14 protein-coding genes are annotated in these 16,449 nt (G+C 63.4%); 8 read left to right on the top strand and 6 right to left on the bottom strand.

All coding sequences use genetic code 11. The features are described 5' to 3' along the window. The first annotated feature begins 162 nt into the window (after positions 1-162). The 8 genes from VITFI_RS05715 (at position 163) to VITFI_RS05680 (ending at position 7,881) form a co-directional block, all read left to right on the top strand. The gene (locus VITFI_RS05715) at positions 163-1,425 is read left to right on the top strand and encodes a CmpA/NrtA family ABC transporter substrate-binding protein (protein WP_198301640.1); all 1,263 of its coding nucleotides are present in this window, start codon (positions 163-165) and stop codon (positions 1,423-1,425) included. Positions 1,426-1,455: 30 nt separating this feature from the next. Beyond that, positions 1,456-2,373, top strand: a complete 918-nt coding sequence (gene ntrB, locus VITFI_RS05710) for a nitrate ABC transporter permease (RefSeq protein WP_089416147.1) — start codon at positions 1,456-1,458, stop codon at positions 2,371-2,373. 25 nt (positions 2,374-2,398) lie between these two features. Then, complete coding sequence (locus VITFI_RS05705; protein ID WP_089416146.1) at positions 2,399-3,199, top strand: ABC transporter ATP-binding protein; 801 nt, start codon at positions 2,399-2,401, stop codon at positions 3,197-3,199. After that, entirely contained in the window at positions 3,196-4,128 is a 933-nt protein-coding gene (locus VITFI_RS05700) for a GAF domain-containing protein (RefSeq protein WP_089416145.1), read from the top strand. Before VITFI_RS05705 ends, VITFI_RS05700 begins: the two co-directional genes overlap by 4 nt. A gap of 146 nt (positions 4,129-4,274) precedes the next feature. Next, positions 4,275-6,386 carry an ATP-binding protein gene (locus VITFI_RS05695; protein ID WP_089417985.1) on the top strand — a complete coding sequence of 704 codons (2,112 nt, stop codon included), beginning with the start codon at positions 4,275-4,277 and terminating at the stop codon, positions 6,384-6,386. A 47-nt stretch (positions 6,387-6,433) separates the two neighbouring features. Beyond that, a complete protein-coding gene (locus VITFI_RS05690; RefSeq protein ID WP_198301716.1) occupies positions 6,434-6,796 on the top strand; it encodes a response regulator transcription factor in 363 nt (120 codons plus the stop codon). Next, positions 6,793-7,251, top strand: a complete 459-nt coding sequence (locus tag VITFI_RS05685; RefSeq protein ID WP_089416143.1) for a chemotaxis protein CheX — start codon at positions 6,793-6,795, stop codon at positions 7,249-7,251. The genes VITFI_RS05690 and VITFI_RS05685 overlap by 4 nt, the downstream gene beginning before the upstream one ends. Before the next feature lie 48 nt (positions 7,252-7,299). Continuing rightward, positions 7,300-7,881 (top strand): cob(I)yrinic acid a,c-diamide adenosyltransferase, encoded by a 582-nt coding sequence (locus VITFI_RS05680; RefSeq protein ID WP_089416142.1) that lies wholly within the window; start codon positions 7,300-7,302, stop codon positions 7,879-7,881. A gap of 33 nt (positions 7,882-7,914) precedes the next feature. On the opposite strand, the gene VITFI_RS05675 is transcribed toward VITFI_RS05680, so the two are convergent. The 6 genes from VITFI_RS05675 to VITFI_RS05650 form a co-directional block, all read right to left on the bottom strand. Continuing rightward, a complete protein-coding gene (locus VITFI_RS05675) occupies positions 7,915-9,033 on the bottom strand; it encodes a 3-deoxy-7-phosphoheptulonate synthase (RefSeq protein ID WP_089416141.1) in 1,119 nt (372 codons plus the stop codon). A 233-nt stretch (positions 9,034-9,266) separates the two neighbouring features. After that, positions 9,267-10,475 carry a DUF1501 domain-containing protein gene (locus tag VITFI_RS05670; protein ID WP_089416140.1) on the bottom strand — a complete coding sequence of 403 codons (1,209 nt, stop codon included), beginning with the start codon at positions 10,473-10,475 and terminating at the stop codon, positions 9,267-9,269. Positions 10,476-10,483: 8 nt separating this feature from the next. Further along, positions 10,484-12,031 (bottom strand): DUF1800 domain-containing protein, encoded by a 1,548-nt coding sequence (locus tag VITFI_RS05665; protein ID WP_089416139.1) that lies wholly within the window; start codon positions 12,029-12,031, stop codon positions 10,484-10,486. Between the two features lie 5 nt (positions 12,032-12,036). Next, entirely contained in the window at positions 12,037-13,287 is a 1,251-nt protein-coding gene (locus VITFI_RS05660; protein WP_089416138.1) for a glycosyltransferase family 4 protein, read from the bottom strand. Continuing rightward, positions 13,284-14,702 (bottom strand): glycosyltransferase family 2 protein, encoded by a 1,419-nt coding sequence (locus tag VITFI_RS05655; RefSeq protein ID WP_089416137.1) that lies wholly within the window; start codon positions 14,700-14,702, stop codon positions 13,284-13,286. Before VITFI_RS05655 ends, VITFI_RS05660 begins: the two co-directional genes overlap by 4 nt. Before the next feature lie 13 nt (positions 14,703-14,715). Further along, positions 14,716-16,446, bottom strand: coding sequence for a polysaccharide biosynthesis/export family protein (locus VITFI_RS05650; RefSeq protein WP_198301639.1), 1,731 nt, complete (start codon positions 16,444-16,446; stop codon positions 14,716-14,718). Positions 16,447-16,449 lie beyond the last annotated feature (3 nt).

The raw sequence follows: 16,449 nt of genomic DNA, 5'->3' as shown, positions 1-16,449 counted from the left end.
TGTAAGGTATCAGAGCGGTTTGGACACAGGCGTCTGTGCAGCCCGGCGTTACTGCCAGGTTTGCCAGACGCCTCTTTTTTTGCCCGCTTCCCCTCACAACGCGCACCTGGCCAACTCTTTGCCTGCTTTTTCGGCCATCCCTGCCTGTTGAGGACTCGCCAGATGAACACCTCCGCCAAAGCCACACCCACCGTTGAAACCGCTGGGCTGTCGCGCCGCCAAATGCTGCACAACGCCGGCGCTGCCGCCGTGGCCTCTTTGCTGCCCATGGGTGGCGTCTGGGCCCAAGGCTCGGACAAACCCGAAAAAGAGGAAGTCCGCATCGGCTTCATTCCGCTGACGGATTGCGCCAGCATCGTGATGGCCAGCGTGCTCGGTTTCGACAAAAAGTACGGCGTCAAAATCACCCCGACCAAAGAAGCCTCTTGGGCCGGCGTGCGCGACAAACTCGTCAACGGCGAGCTGGACATGGCCCACGTGCTCTACGGCTTGGTCTACGGCGTGCATCTGGGCATCGGCGGGCCGAAGAAAGACATGGCCGTGCTGATGACCCTCAACAACAACGGCCAAGCCATCACGCTCTCCAAGGCGCTGGCGGACAAGGGCGCCGTCGATGGCCCCTCCCTGGCCAAATTCATGGCCGCCAACCCGCGTGAATACACCTTCGCCGGCACCTTCCCCACCGGCACCCACGCCATGTGGATGCACTACTGGCTGGCTTCGTTCGGCATCAACCCGCTGTCGGGCGCCAAGCTGATCACCGTGCCGCCGCCGCAAATGGTGGCCAACATGCGCGTGGGCAACATGGACGGCTTCTGCGTGGGTGAACCGTGGAACCACCGCGCCATCTTGGACGGCATCGGCATCACCGCCAACACCACCCAAGACATCTGGAAAGATCACCCCGAAAAGGTGCTGGGCTGCACGGGCGAATTCGTCAAGAAGTACCCCAACACCGCCCGCGCCGTGATGATGGCCGTGCTCGAAGCCGGCAAGTGGATCGACGCCAACCTGGCCAACAAAACCAAAATGGCCGAAACCGTGGCCGCCAAAGCCTACATCAACACCAGTGTGGACGCCATCAACCAGCGCATCCTGGGCCGCTACCAAAACGGCCTGGGCAAAACCTGGGACGACCCGAACCACATGAAGTTCTTCAACGACGGCGCCGTCAACTTCCCCTACCTGAGCGACGGCATGTGGTTCCTGACCCAGCACAAGCGCTGGGGCTTGCTCAAAGACCACCCGGATTACCTGGCCGTGGCCAAGCAGATCAACCAAGTCGATCTGTACAAACAAGTGGCTTCGGCGATGAAGGTCAGCGTGCCCAAGGACGTGATGCGCACCAGCAAGCTGATCGACGGCGTGGTTTGGGACGGCAAAGACCCCAAGAAATACGCCGACAGTTTCAAGATCAAGGCCTGAGGTCGAAGCCCCTCGTTCCAGGAGATTCCCATGGTCAGCGCCGTTTTTCACTCCCCGATGAGCCACACCTCCGACACCGAAACCTCCGCCGCCCCATCCGCCACGCCTGCGCCTGCGGGGGTTGTCGCGGCACCGTCGGCCCCGGCCCCTGTGGCCACGCCCAAAGTGCCGTTCGACTGGCGCGGTCTGTGGTTGCAGGTGGTGCCGCCGGTTCTCGGCGTGGCGCTGCTGATCGGCATCTGGGCCCTGTTGACGATCAAGGACGGCACCGGCTTTCCGACACCGGCACAAACCTTCGATGCCGCCGTCCAGCTCTTTGCTGATCCGTTTTACAGCAACGGGCCGAACGACCAGGGCATCGGCTGGAACATCCTGAACTCGCTGCAACGGGTGGCGCTGGGCTTTGGTCTGGCTGCTGCCGTGGGCATCCCGCTGGGGTTTGTCATCGGGCGCTTCGAGTTCTTCAACCGCATGTTCTCGCCGCTCATCAGCTTGCTCAAGCCGGTCAGTCCGCTGGCTTGGCTGCCCATCGGCCTGCTGGTGTTCAAGAGCGCCAACCCGGCCGCCATCTGGACGATTTTCATCTGCTCGATCTGGCCCATGGTGGTGAACACCGCCGTCGGGGTGCAGCGTGTGCCGCAGGACTACCTGAACGTCGCCAAGGTGCTCAACCTGTCCGAATGGAAGGTGATCACCAAAATTTTGCTGCCCTCGGTGCTGCCTTACATGCTGACGGGTGTGCGTCTGTCGGTGGGCACGGCTTGGCTGGTGATCGTGGCAGCGGAAATGCTGACCGGCGGCGTGGGCATCGGTTTCTGGGTGTGGGACGAGTGGAACAACCTCAACGTCAAGCACATCATCATCGCCATCTTCGTGATCGGCATCGTGGGTTTGGCGCTGGAGCAGTTGCTCATCGCGGTGGCCAAGCGCTTCTCGTTCGAAGGTTGATCGCACAGGTCAAGGAGTTGCGGACATGAAAGCTTTTCTCGAAGTTCAACAGGCCGAAGTCGTCTTCCACACGCCCAAGGGTTCGTTCCACGCCCTGCGGGACATCAACCTGACGATCCAGAAAGGCGAGTTCATCTCGCTGATCGGGCACTCGGGCTGCGGCAAGTCCACGCTGCTGAACCTGTTCGCGGGCCTGCTCAAAACCACCTCGGGCGTGCTGCTGTGCGACAACCGCGAAATCAACGCCCCCGGCCCGGAACGCGCCGTGGTGTTTCAGAACCACTCGCTGCTGCCTTGGCTGACGTGCTACGAGAACGTTTACCTCGCGGTTGAGCGCGTTTTCGGCGACAAAGAGAGCAAAACCCAGCTCAAAGACCGCACCAACGAAGCCCTGCAACTGGTCAACATGGCCCACGCCACGCACAAGCGGCCCGGGGAAATCTCGGGCGGCATGAAGCAGCGCGTGGGCATCGCCCGGGCGCTGGCGATGGAGCCCAAGGTGTTGCTGATGGACGAACCCTTCGGCGCCTTGGACGCCCTGACCCGCGCCAAGCTGCAAGACGAGCTGCTCAAAATCGTCGCCCGCACGCAGAGCACGGTGATCATGGTGACGCACGATGTGGACGAGGCCGTGCTGCTGTCCGACCGCATTGTCATGATGACCAACGGCCCGGCGGCCACCATCGGCCAGATTTTGCGGGTCGATCTGCCCCGACCACGCAACCGCGTGGAACTGGCCGAGGATCGGCATTACGTGCAGTGCCGCAAGGAAGTGATCGACTTCCTTTACACCCGCCAAGCCCATGTGGAGAAGGTGGCCGCATGAAAACCTTCATCCAGGCCACTGAATACTGGCTCCCCAGCCCAGACCGCAGCAGCCTGGTGTACGGCGGTGGGCTGTACCCCCCAGGCTCCCGACTCGGTGAGGTCAGCCCGGACATGTGCTTCCAGCGCGGCCAAGGCGTGCCTGGCCGCGCCTGGGAAACCGCCGCCCCCGTGGTACTGCACCAATTTGAGGGCAGCTATTTTTTACGCACCGAAGCGGCCTTGGCGGACGGGTTGACCTGCGCCATCGCCCTGCCGGTTTTCCATGGTGACTACTTGGCCGCCGTTGTGGTGTTTTTTTGCGGCGATGGCGAGGATCACGCGGGGGCCATTGAGGTCTGGCACAACGACCCGCGCCAAAGCCACGACCTGACCCTGCTCGATGGCCACTATGGCCGCACCGCCGAAGCTTTCGAATACATCTCCCGGCGCACCAGTTTCCGGGCGGGGTTTGGCTTGCCCGGTCAAGCTTGGCAACAAGGCGCCCCTGTTTTCTTGCCGAATTTGGGCCGCGCCAACAGCTTTTTGCGCACCGACAGCGCCCAGCGCGTCGGCATCAACCGAGGGCTGGCCCTGCCCTGCTCCACCCCCGGTTTGAGCACGCATGTGCTGGCTTTTTTGTCCGCATTGGGCACCCCCATCGCCCAGCGTATCGAAGTGTGGATGCGCGACGACACTGGCCACGTCCTGCAACTGCACGCCGGCTTTTGCGAAACCGCCGGTGAACTGGGCCCCACCACAGCAGCGCCACCGGTGGCTTCCGGCCACACCCTGGTCGGGCAAGCTTGGGAACGCGGCATCCCGCAGATCACCCACGACCTCGCGCAAGTCCCCTGGCCCGCCGCCCAAACAGCCGGCTTGCACCGCGCCATGGCCTGGCCAGTCATCGACGACGGCTGGTTTGTAGCGGTCATCGCCCTGTACTTTTGAGTTTTCACAGCCCGCCTGGGCGTGAAAACGACGGTGGGGACAGCCTCACCCGCTAGGATTGGACGCTGTGCCACATTGCATGTGCGCACCTTTTTGGCGCACCGCCTGCGAGGGTGTGGCCGTGTTTTTTCGCCGAGGTGCCGTTGATGTCCCGTTCCACTGCTGCCGCTCCTCAAGGGGCTGATACCCGCCGCGCTGGCTGGCTGAACTTGGGGAAGTACCGCGAAATTGTGATCGCGGTGGCGTTCTTCCTGCTGTTCGACCTGGGTGTGCTGGTGCTGAACTTTTACACCTCCTACCAGATCGGCCAGGATGCCATTGGCATCAACCTGTCCGGACGGCAACGGATGCTTTCGCAACGGATGACCAAGGCGCTGTTGAGCTTTGAGTCAAGCGTGCAGCAAGGCCAGCCGGCCATGGCTGATTTGGAGGAGTTGCGCGGCGCCGTCAAGCTGTTTGACGCCAGCCTGAACGGCTTCAAACACGGCGCCACCGTGCCGGGTGGGGACGGCAAACCCGTGTTCCTGGATGCCGCACGCACACCCCAAGCTGCCCATGTGCTGCAACAGGCCACGGAGCTGTGGGAGCCCTACAAACAGCACCTGGAACCGGTGTTGAGCAACAAGTACGGCTTGGAAGATCTGCAAACCGCCGTCACGTACGCCAAGGCGAACAACGTCAAATTGCTGGGGCTGATGAACAGCCTGACCACCGCCCTGGAAGCCGGGGCGTCCGAACTGGCCGGAACGCTGCGCATGGTGCAGACCGGCGGCATCGTACTGGCGATGCTGAACTTCGTGTTCATTTTGTTCAAGTTTGTGCGCCGGCTGCGCTTGTCGGACGCGGCGGTGGAAGCGGCCAACGAAGAAAACCGCGAAATCCTCAGCAGCGTGCGCGAAGGTCTGTTCCTGATCACCCCGGACTTCCGCCTGGGCACGCAAATCTCCCAGTCCACGCAGTCGCTGTTCGGTCGGCCGCTCAACCCGGGCGACCCTTTCTTTGATGTGTTGATGCCGCTCGTTTCAGCCTCGGACTTGGAGGCCGCCCGCAGTTATGTGGACTTGTTGTTCCAACCGCACGTCAAAGAGTCTTTGGTGCAGAGCATCAACCCCTTGGTCGAAGTCGGTCTGACGCTGAAAAACCGCTTGGGGCAAAACACCCAGCATTACCTGTCGTTCCAATTCAACCGCGCCCAGGTCGGCGACAGCGTGCGCCACCTGCTGGTGACAGTGCAAGATGTGACCGAGCGCGTCCACCTCTCGCAGCGCCTGGAAACCGACCGCGCCCGCGCCCGCAGCGAATTTGCCATGCTCATGGCCGCCGTCTCAGCCGACCCGACCACGTTGCGCCAGTTTGTCAGCCGGGCCGAAGCGGGGTTGCTGGAAGTCAATGACCTGTTGCGCAGCACCGCCTCAGCGGCCAACGAAGCGGCGGTGATCAAGGCGCTGGAGTCGGCGGCTCGCCGCGTCCACGCGATCAAGGGCGACTCGTCGATGCTCAACCTCAGCCTGTTGTCCGAGCAGGCCCACCAGTTTGAAAGCGAGTTGCAGCGCATCCGCCAAATCGGTGTGGGCTCCCCGCAAATGGGCGATGCCCTGTTGAGCCTGCCAGCGCTGCTGGAAGACTTGCTCAACAAAATCGGTGCGCTCAAGAGCATGGTGCGCACCCAAAGCGCCAGCAACACAGCCGACACCGCCGAAGCCAGCCTCACAACCATCAATGCCACCCTGACATCCCTCATCCAGCAAGTGGCGCAAGACCAAGGCAAGCGCGTCTTCAGCCATGTGCGCCTGGGCAGCCTGCTCGACTTGGAACCCGAACAGCAAGACCTGCTGCGCGAAATCACCGTGCAACTGGCGCGCAACGCCGTGGCCCACGGTCTGGAAGGGCCGGAGCAGCGCAAGGCCGCTGGCAAACCCGCCGAAGGCAAAATCGACGTGACCCTGACGCACCAAACCGATGGCTGGGTGCTGCGCGTACGCGACGATGGCGCCGGCATCTCCGCTGCCAAGGTGCGCGAGCGGCTGCTGGCGCTCAAGTGGTACACCGAGGAACAACTCGCCACCTTGAACGACCGCCAGTTGATTCAGCAAATCTTCCGCCCAGGCTTTTCGACGGCCACGGAAGTCTCGATGCACGCAGGCCGGGGGGTGGGCTTGGACGTGGTCATGGCGAACATTCAGCGCATGGGTGCCCACGTGCGGCTGACCTCCATCCCGGGTGAGTACACCGAATTTCAGATTCTGTTCGCGGGCTGAGCCGGACAGCCCACCGAACCCACGAGGAGAAACATGCCATGCGCATGATGATTGTTGATGACTCGAACATGATCCGATCCCGCATCACCCGGCTGGTGCAAAACGGCATGATCGGCCAAGTCCATGTGGTGGCCCAGGCGGCCAATGGGGTCGAGGCGCTGGCCTTGGCCACACGCCACCGCCCTGAACTGGTGACCATGGACTTGACCATGCCCGAAATGGATGGGGTGGAATGCATCACCAAGCTGTTGCAAATGATGCCCAAGACCAACATCCTGGTGGTCAGCGCACTGACGGACAAAGCCACCGCCATCGCTGCCTTGCGCCAAGGCGCACGCGGTTTCGTCAACAAGCCGTTTTCCGACGATGAGCTGCGCATGGCCCTGCTCGAACTGATGGACGCAACATGAACGCTCTGAACGACGAAGAACTCAAACTGTTCGTGGACTCGGTGCGCAACTACTTCAAAGTGACCACCGGCCAAGACCCGAAAATCACCTCGGCTTACTTGGCCACGGAAGCGGTCGAGGGCTACGAGTTCAACGGCATCGTCAGCTTTTCGGGCAGTTACAGCGGGCAGGTGATGGTGTCGATGCCCGCCCAGTTGTTGCGCGAAGTGCTGGTACTGCAAGGCGAAACCGACCTCAGCGACACCCACTTGCTGGATGCGGTCGGCGAGATTGCCAACACCCTGGCAGGTAACGCCCGCAAAAACTTTGGCCCGACCTTGGGCATCTCGGTGCCAATCAAACTGATGGGCGCCACCGGCGTCACGGCCCGGGTGCGCCAGCGCCCCTACGCCATCACGTTGCGCTGGGGGCCTCTGCCAGCGCTGGTGTGTGTGGACGTGGCGCGCAACGCCTGAACCCCTGACGGCCAACGGGCCAGGCCGGCTTGTCTACACTGTCGGCCCATGGCCAATCGACTCTCACAAATCGCCACCCGCACCGGCGACGATGGCACCACTGGTCTCGGCGACGGCCAGCGCGTGCCCAAAACCCACCTGCGCATCACCGCCATGGGCGATGTGGATGAGCTGAACTCCCACTTGGGTGTGCTGCTCGCCGAACCCCTGCCCAACGATGTACGTGAGTTGGTACTCACCATCCAACACGAACTGTTCAACCTGGGCGGCGAGCTGTGCATTCCCGGCTACAGCCTGCTGAAGGAAGACGCCTTGTTGCGCTTGGATGAAGCGCTGGCGCACTACAACGCCCAACTGCCGCGCTTGGCGGAGTTCATCCTGCCGGGCGGCAGTCGCAGCGCGGCTTTGGCGCATGTGGCCCGTGCCGTGGCGCGCCGGGCCGAGCGGGCGGTGGTGGAACTGGCGCAATCCGGCGAGGCGGTGAACGCGGCGCCACGCCAGTACCTGAACCGGTTATCCGACCTGTTGTTCGTGCTGGCCCGTGTGCTCAACCGCGCCAACCTCGATGGGTTGGGCGGTGACGATGTGTACTGGAAAAGCGAGCGACTCGCCAGCCAAGCCGCCGAATGACGGCCTGACCGCACAGCCCTCGCGACCGCCCGCTCAACCGCGACGCTTCTTGACCGCTTGGGCCAACAGTGCCAGCACTTCAGCCGAGTCATCCCAACCGATGCACGCATCGGTGATGCTCTGGCCGTAGCAGAGTTTGCTCGCGTCGTCCTTGCCCGGGGTGAACTTTTGCGCCCCAGCGACGAGGTGGCTTTCCACCATCACGCCGAACACGCTGCGGCTACCGCCCTTGATCTGCGCGGCGATGTCCTTGGCCACGTCGATCTGGCGCTGGTGCTGCTTGCTGGAATTGGCATGGCTGCAATCCACCATCAAGGTCGGGGTGAGCTTGGAGGCTTCCAGCTCCTTGCAAGCGGCGGCGACGCTGGTGGCGTCGTAGTTGGTGGTCTTGCCGCCGCGCAGGATGACGTGGCAATCCTTGTTGCCCTTGGTCTGCACGATGGCCACTTGGCCGTTTTTGTGAACCGACAAGAAATGGTGCGGCTTGCTGGCAGCTTGGATCGCATCGACGGCGATTTTCAGGTTGCCATCGGTGCCATTCTTGAAGCCCACCGGCGCCGACAGGCCCGAAGACAGCTCGCGGTGAACTTGGCTTTCCGTGGTGCGCGCCCCGATGGCGCCCCAGGCGATCAAGTCCCCGATGTACTGCGGGCTGATCACATCCAGAAACTCGCTGCCAGCCGGCACGCCCAGGCGGTTGATTTCCAACAGCAACTGGCGGGCGATGCGCAGACCTTCATCGATGCGGAAGCTCTCGTCGAGGTATGGATCGTTGATGAGGCCCTTCCAGCCCACGGTGGTGCGGGGTTTTTCGAAGTAGACGCGCATCACCACTTCCAGGGTGTCGGCGTATTCATCGCGCAGGGCCTTGAGGCGTTGGGCGTAATCGATCGCGGCAGCCGGATCGTGGATCGAGCACGGGCCGATCACCACCAGCAGACGATCGTCCTTGCCGGTCATGATCTGGCGGATGGCATGGCGGGTGTCCTTCACCAACTTTTCGACCGGTGTGCCGGCGATCGGGAAGAAGCGGATCAGATGTTCGGGCGGAGGCAAGACAGTCACTTTCTGGATTCGCTGATCATCGGTTTCACTGGTGCGCTCCTGATTCCACGGGGCAGAACCTGCGCTGACAGTGGCTTTGGCGTTCATCGAGTCATCTCCTGGGGCTGGGTGCCTGGCCTGAACCGGCGAAAAAAAACCGCCGGGCTGGGCCGGCGGTTTGTTGGGGGTGTTCGCTTGCGTTCAGCCGCGCACGTTTGCCTCTCCAGCCGCCGGTCGGGGCGAGAACCAAAAGTAAGCAAAAAAATAGGCGGCGTTACACATAAGCTGGGAACTCTATCACGCTCTTTTGACGGCTGACCAGTGTTTTCCGAGCACCATTGTCAGATCAGGCCCACATCCTGCGGCGGGGCACCCGGAAAAACACGCGCCAGGGCCGCCGGCGACAAGCCATACCAACGGCCAAACAAACCGGCCAGCACCGCACGGTAGTCGTTGAGCACGGGCCAGTCGCGGTTGTCATTCAGGGTTTGGGGCTGGCTGGCCACTTGCTCTCCCAGCACCCGCCCACCGCGCACACTGCCGCCCAGCACCCACAGCGCACTGCCGTGCCCGTGGTCTGTGCCCCGGTTGCCGTTCTCTCGGAAAGTACGGCCAAACTCACTCACCACCACCACCGTGGTGTGGGCCCACACATCCCCCAACTCACGCGCCAAGATGGCCAAACCGTCTCCCAACTCGGACAGGCGATCGGCCAGCATCCCCGTGGCGCCCCCCTGGGCGACATGGGTGTCCCAGCGCCCCACGTCGATGAAGCCGATGCGGTAGCTGTCCCGCAGCAGCTTGGCGATGCGCGGGGCCGACCGGGCCAAGCCGCGAGGGGCGGTCGCCCCCCGCGAAGCGGCTTCCATTTCCCCAGCCAGGTCTTGCTGAACACGCTGGCGGGTGTCGAAGCCCTCACGCACGGGCGCTGCCAGCGGCGTGTCCTGGTACATGCGGACGATCTGCTCTGTTTGCAGGGCTTCCTGCGAGGAAACCGGGGGGATGCCACCCCGCTCCAGCGCCATGTTGGGCACACGCACCGACCCGCGAAAAATCGGCGGCAAGGTGTTCGTGAACGCCAAAGCGCGGGGGGTGGGCGACAGCTCTGCGGCCAATCGGTTCAAGAAGCCCGAGCTGTAATCGTTGGAGCGGCTGCCACGGCCAAACTCGATTTTGTCCTGCATCTCGAAGTGGCTGCGCGAGGGATCCTCCAACCCACTGAACGGCACAAAAGCCAAGGATTTGGCCTGCCACAACGGCAGCAAACTGGCGCGCAGGGCGGGATGCAAACCCCAGTCGGCGGTCAGTTCCAGTGCGGACAGCGCGTCCGATCCGGGTTTGGCAATCGCCAGGTTGGGGCGGGCCTCGTAGTAAAAACTGCTGCTGTACGGGATCAGGGTGTTGGTCGCGTCATAGGCCCCGCGCAGCATCACCACCAGCAGGCGCTGCGATCCCGCCGCCGGGGCGGCCAACAATTGCACACCCGGCCACCCACTCGCGGCCAAACCCCCCAGCCAGCGCAGGCTGTCGCGGCGATTCCAGTCACTCATGGCACACCTCAACGGAACATGAATTCGGGTGTGGACAGCAGCAAGCGCCGCCAAACCACGGGATGCGCTTGGGCTTCTTGCAACACCTCACGCGAGCGGCTGGATAAACCCGGCAACCACACCCGCTGGCTGAATTCGTCCTGCGGGCCCAACAAGCGAATGCCACCGGCTTCTGGCAAGTCCAGGTGCTGGGCTTTGGCGATCTGCTGGGCCACTTCGAAACGCTGAGTCATCTGTCCGGAGCCGTTCCACGCACTGGCCACGAGCGGATAACCATCGGGCGTGCGGCGCCCGTACAGCGGTTCATCCAACTGCCGCAACCACCCTTGCAGCCGCGCCACCCGCAATTCGACCGGGTCGTTCGGCAGCATCAGCCGCACCGCCGACACCACGTAGTGAACCGGATCCTTGAACTTGCGCCCCAGCGAGGCGGCGAATTCGGGTGAGTTCACCAAGGTCTGCATCACAGCCGCGATGTCGCCCTCGGTGTCCAAAAAGCGGCGGCTCAGGCGCTGCACCAAATCGGGCGAAGGCTCATCGGCCACGAAATAGCGCGCCAACTTGAGGCTGATGTAGCGGGCCGTTGCAGGATGGTGTGCCAGCATGTCCAGCGCTTGCTCGATCTGCGCCCAACCGTCCTGATCCAGCGTCCGCCCCAGCAAGGTTTTGGGCCCTGGCTCATGGCGACGGGGCAGAAACAGCGCCAGCCCCCCCGACAGGCTCACGGCCCCATCTGGCAACCGGCTGTCACCTGGTCGGCCCACGCTCAAGCCTGTGAGGATGCGCGCCAGTTGTTGCACGTCCTGCTGGGTATAACCCCCATCGACGCCCAGGGTGTGCAGCTCCATCAGCTCGCGGGCGTAGTTTTCGTTGATGTGGCCGCGCACGTTGCGGTCGTTGTTCAGGTAGACCAGCATGGCTGGGTGTGTGGCCACGGCTTGCAGCAGATCGCGGAAACGGCCCGTCGCGTGGTGGCGGATGACGTTCTGCTCATAGTCCCCCACCATGGCTTGGAGGACAAAATCCCCCTCGGCCACCACGTTGAAGTGGTTGAACCAGAACCACGTCAGCACCTCACGCAAGGGCTGGGGGCTGTAGACGGCTCTGAGCAGCGTGCGCTGGATGGCCTGGCCTTGTAAGGCATCCAACTCACTGCGAAGCTGCTTGCGCTGCTTGCGCTGCATGGCGGCACTGGCCGGGTCGGTTCGCTCGCGCAGCAAGGCACGCTGGGCCTGCACTTGCGCCAACGCCTGAAGCCCCGTGAGCTGCGAGACCTTCAAATTCTCAATGCGCGCCTGAACCGCAGGGACGGACGCCAGCGGCATGTCCCGGCGCCACTGCTGGGCCAACCAAGCCTCGCGGCCCGTGCGTTGAACGTCCGCCAGGCTTTGCGGCGTGACCCCAAAACTCAGGCGTTGAAGCCACAACGCTTCCTCGCGTTCACCCGCGTGAACCCACGACGCCCAAAACAGCACCAGCAGCCCGAACACCCAGGCGCTTGTTCGCCAATGGGGTCGGCGCAGGTTCCACCATGCAGGGTCACGATGCGCCATCATTCACCTCACGCCGCAAAGACGTCCAAGTGTGCCTGCACCGACTGGGTGTGTGTGAACACCGGGCGAATGTGCCCCGCCAGTTGTTCCCACAACCCGGGCAGCTCGGCCACTTGGCTGAGGGTGCGTGCCCATTCGAGTGCGTTGGCCGCCGGCACATGCAGGCCGTCCACCCCATGGCGCACCTTCTCGGCCATGCCACCGATGTCCGAACAAATCACGGGGCGCCCGGCGCTGAATGCCTCTTGGATCACCAGCGGCGAGTTTTCCCACCAGATCGATGGCACCAACACCCAGTCGATGTGGGCCAAGCGCCGGCGCATGTCCTCTGGGCGATAGGGCCCCATCCACTGCACCACCCCCGCCTCGACCAGCGGATCCAACAAGCGCTGAATGCGCTTGCGCAGCTCGCGGGACTGCTTGTCAAAGTGCGCGGCATGCACTTCGAGCACCAAGCGCTTCTGCACCTCCGAGGGCAACGACGCGAGGGCTTGCAACAGCAAATCCAGGCCCTTGTACGGGTTCACTTGCCCGAAAAAAGCGAAGCGGTTGCGACGCTCATCCGGCGCCAGGGCCCGGGCGGGAAGCGGCGTGCGCTCCGGCTGGCCGTTCTCGATGGTGACGATGCGCTGGGCGTCCAGCCCCCAGGCGATGTAGCGTTGGCGCAAAAACTCACTCGGGGCGATGAACCCGTCCACCACCGCCAAGCGATCTTGGAAAAACTGCTGGCGCAGCCAGAAGTCTTCACTCGAATGGGCTGGGTAGCAGCGGTGGCAGTCTTGCGGGGTGGCTTGTTTGCACAGCTCCATCGAGTCTGGTTTGATCATCAAACCGTAATGGCGACAGATGGCGATGTACTCGTGCAACGTCAGGTAGATGCGCGTGTCCGGCAGCACCTGGCGGATCACACTCAGGATGTCCAACCCCAGATGGACGTAGTGGTGCAAATGCACCACCGTTGGCCGCAGGGCCCGCAGCAAATCGACAAAGCGGGTGCGCAGGCTGTCGCGGTGGGCGGTGCCTTGCCAGAACCAGTCGCGCATGCCTTGGTACCACAGGTATTCGTTGGCACGGCGGGCACACAAATGGCCTGTGGGCGCACCCGCCGGATCTTCGGCGCGGGCCAAAAACGTGGCCTGGGCCACATCCGGGTGCTGCTGGTAATGCTGGAACAGGCTGTAGGCGGCGATCTCCCCGCCTCCCAAGCTGAAATCGGGGTGACCATGAGCGATCACCAAAATGTTGTGCGCACGGCTCATACCGAGGCCCCTTTCACCTGCTCGGCAATGGCCTCGCCCCAGCGCTGCTGCTGCCGCACCGCGTTCAAAATCACCACGGCATGGCGGAATCCATCGTCCCCCAAGCTGCTGAAGGATTGGCGCTCCAAGTGCGTCAAACGCACGTCGTTCAAGCAGGCGCAGCCCAGGCCCCGCGCCCGCAAGCGCAGGCACAGATCGGAGTCTTCGAAGTCTCCGATCAAGTAACCCGTGTCCCATCCCCCCACGGCAGCCAGATCGCCACGGCGCAACAGCACGCACGCACCCGTCACCGTCGGGTGTTCGCGCACGCCGGGAGGCACACACAGCGCCGGATCCAGCCCCTGATTGGGGTGGATGTTCGTCCACACACCCAAGTCATGGGCCCAGCGGAAGGTCATACCCGCATGTTGCACCGTGCCATCGGTGTGCAGCAGCAGCGGTGCCACCAGGCCGAGGTCGGGGCGCTGGGCCAGCACCTCCAGCATCGGCGCCAGCCAGCCGGGTTCGGTCGGGAACACATCGCTGTTGAGAAACAGCAACCGATCGGCCCGGGCCACCGACACGCCCAAGTTGTTCGCCCCCGAAAAACCCCGGTTGGCATGGCCCCACACCCAGCGGAAAGGCACTTGGTAGAGGTCAAACCACGCGGCGGCTTCCAGCAGCATGGGCTCCACCAAGGTGGGGTCGTCCACCACGTAGATGATTTCGGCGTGGGCCCGCAACCACGGATCGCGGCTGAACTTGAGCAACTGGGGTTCGACAAAATCCATGCGCCTGTACAGCGGCACGATGATGCTGACCTGCGGCGCGGCGACGGGAACCCCCAGGTCATGGACATCCACCGGCAACTGCGACCACGCGGCACACTGCTGGGCACGCAACGGCGCCAGCAACGCACTGTCCACCTTGGTGAACCGCTCCACCAGCCGACCGCGTGGCGAAAAGCGCTCCATCATGGCTTTGAACGCAGCCACGGGGTGCGGCGGCAACGGATGGGCCACGGCGTCAGACACCCACCAAGTGCGCGCCCCACCGTCACTCAAGACCAAACGCAGCCGGGCGCCGTCGGCGACGCCGGGCACCGCCATCATGAAAGCCGCATCCACCGCCCGGGTGCGCACCAGGGCGGGGTGGTGGCTATCGACCAAGTCTTGGCGCGTGAAACGAAAGGCTGATGCCAGCGGCAGGCGCCGCCCATCGGCACATTCCAGCCAGGCCGTGAGCGCCGGATCGTGCGCCACCCAGCCGACAACGAAGGCATCACCCCCAGGGGTGCAGGCCACCCATTCGATGTGCCCCCCACTCCCGTGGGGCGCTGGGATGCGCTTGGACAACCCAGCGCTGGCCGATTTTTTGCGATTCTGGTGAGCCCGCCCCAGCAGCCTGCCCAACGACCGCCACAGCGGATGCGTCATGCCTCCCCCATCCTCAGAGGCCCAGCGCCACCTTGGCACTGATGGCAATCTGGTACAGGATCTGCGTCACCGAGCGGGTGACCTCGATGTTCTTCGACTCGATCTTCGGCAAGATCAGGATTTCATCCCCCGGCTCAGGGTTGCTGCCCGATGGCGCCACGCTGCCATTGCTGCGCAGCACAATTTGCTTGGACGTGTCGGCGCTCTGGGTGTAGCCACCGGCCAACTGCACGTAGTCGTCCACCGAAGCCCCCGGCGAGTACACCTGTGCATTCGGGAACAACACCTCGCCGCTGAGCAGCACCAGGTGGTTGCGCGTCGGGATGTTGAGCACATCACCGTCTTCCAGCAACAGCTTGTCGGCCTCCTCACGGTCGGTCAGCACCACTTGGCCCAGCGGCTGGATCGAACGGGCACGCGCCGTGAAGTTCAGCATCAAATCGGCTTCGGATTTGCGCAGATTGGCCTCTTCGGTGGTGGAAGAGCGGGCGGTCAGCGCGGCGGTTTCCAGGTTGCGCAGCGCTACTTCCAAACTGGCTTTCTGGCGCTGCTGCACCGACTTGCGGAACAACTGCACCCCATCCAAATTGGCACGCGGCGATGGGTTGAGACGGGCCATCAAATCCTTGAGCGTAGCGCCCACTGGCATGACCAGAGAGCGATCACCCTGCTGATCGCCATCGACACGCACCAGCAAAGTGGTGGTGTATTTGTCCGCCGTGAACGTCACCAAATCCCCACTGCGAACCATCACCGGCTTGGCGTCGGCCAGGCGGTGGTACTCGCTGGTGAGCTGCACCCCGGTGTTACGCACCACACTGACGTGGGTGGCTGTCGGCTTCGGGCGAGCCATGTAAAAGATGTCGGATCCACTCACTTCGGGGCGATCCAACTCGAACACATAAGCGTTCTGCGCTTCGCCCATCACCGTCACCGTGTGCTGGCGCGGCAGTACCACGACGGTGTCCCCATCTTGGAACTGCAAGCGATCCAGCTCACCGTCCAGCAGGAAGCGATACAGGTTGATGTTGGCACGCGGCTTGCCGCCACGCAGCACCTTGACAGACAGGTAGCTGCCGCGATCGGGATCGATGCCACCGGCCTTGTCGATGAAGTTCAGCACCGAATCCGAGGACACCCCGCCGTACAGACCCGGGGCGCGCACAAAGCCCGTCACGTAGATGCGCACAGGCTGGGCCGAGTCCAGCGAGGCGTACACCCCGACATTGGCGCGGAAGGTGCGCCGCACTTGGGCTTCGACCTGCTTGTTCAGGTCTTTGTTCTGCACCCCCAGCACCGACACCGGCCCGACATTGGGAATGAAGATGTTGCCCTGCGGATCGACGTTTTGGTAAGCCTCGTAGGTCACCGCACCCCAGATGCGCAACAGCACCCGGTCGCCCACCGCGATCTGGTAATCCGGGTTGAACCCCGTGAAGGGCATGTTGGCAAACCGGCCCACGAACATCTGAGAGCCAAACACCACCGTGCCGCCCAAACCGGACGGAGAAGTGGGGAACGGCAACGCGGTGGCGGGTGCAGGGGCTGCGGTGGGCGCTGGCGCTGCCACCGGGGTCGGCATCGCCAGCGACGTGCCGGCACCCCCGACCAAACCGGCTTGCGAAGACGGTACAGCCAGCGACGGTTCAGCCGAGGAAGCGCTCTGGGCATACAGCGACACGGGCCCCAACACAGCCACCCACAAGCCCAGCAAAGGGAGACGACGAAGAATTCGAGACAGCATGAT

This window comes from Vitreoscilla filiformis, assembly GCF_002222655.1.
In the GTDB taxonomy this organism is placed as follows: Bacteria; Pseudomonadota; Gammaproteobacteria; order Burkholderiales; family Burkholderiaceae_C; genus Ideonella; species Ideonella filiformis.
The sequence above is the reverse complement of the archived record's forward strand: the minus strand, read 5'-3'. Positions and strand labels throughout refer to the sequence as shown.

Coding starts and splice junctions, on each gene's coding strand:
- VITFI_RS05715 (WP_198301640.1), top strand. CDS start 163: ATGAACACCTCCGCCAAAGCCACACCCACCGTTGAAACCGCTGGGCTG.
- ntrB (WP_089416147.1), top strand. CDS start 1,456: ATGGTCAGCGCCGTTTTTCACTCCCCGATGAGCCACACCTCCGACACC.
- VITFI_RS05705 (WP_089416146.1), top strand. CDS start 2,399: ATGAAAGCTTTTCTCGAAGTTCAACAGGCCGAAGTCGTCTTCCACACG.
- VITFI_RS05700 (WP_089416145.1), top strand. CDS start 3,196: ATGAAAACCTTCATCCAGGCCACTGAATACTGGCTCCCCAGCCCAGAC.
- VITFI_RS05695 (WP_089417985.1), top strand. CDS start 4,275: ATGTCCCGTTCCACTGCTGCCGCTCCTCAAGGGGCTGATACCCGCCGC.
- VITFI_RS05690 (WP_198301716.1), top strand. CDS start 6,434: ATGATTGTTGATGACTCGAACATGATCCGATCCCGCATCACCCGGCTG.
- VITFI_RS05685 (WP_089416143.1), top strand. CDS start 6,793: ATGAACGCTCTGAACGACGAAGAACTCAAACTGTTCGTGGACTCGGTG.
- VITFI_RS05680 (WP_089416142.1), top strand. CDS start 7,300: ATGGCCAATCGACTCTCACAAATCGCCACCCGCACCGGCGACGATGGC.
- VITFI_RS05675 (WP_089416141.1), bottom strand. CDS start 9,033: ATGAACGCCAAAGCCACTGTCAGCGCAGGTTCTGCCCCGTGGAATCAG.
- VITFI_RS05670 (WP_089416140.1), bottom strand. CDS start 10,475: ATGAGTGACTGGAATCGCCGCGACAGCCTGCGCTGGCTGGGGGGTTTG.
- VITFI_RS05665 (WP_089416139.1), bottom strand. CDS start 12,031: ATGATGGCGCATCGTGACCCTGCATGGTGGAACCTGCGCCGACCCCAT.
- VITFI_RS05660 (WP_089416138.1), bottom strand. CDS start 13,287: ATGAGCCGTGCGCACAACATTTTGGTGATCGCTCATGGTCACCCCGAT.
- VITFI_RS05655 (WP_089416137.1), bottom strand. CDS start 14,702: ATGACGCATCCGCTGTGGCGGTCGTTGGGCAGGCTGCTGGGGCGGGCT.
- VITFI_RS05650 (WP_198301639.1), bottom strand. CDS start 16,446: ATGCTGTCTCGAATTCTTCGTCGTCTCCCTTTGCTGGGCTTGTGGGTG.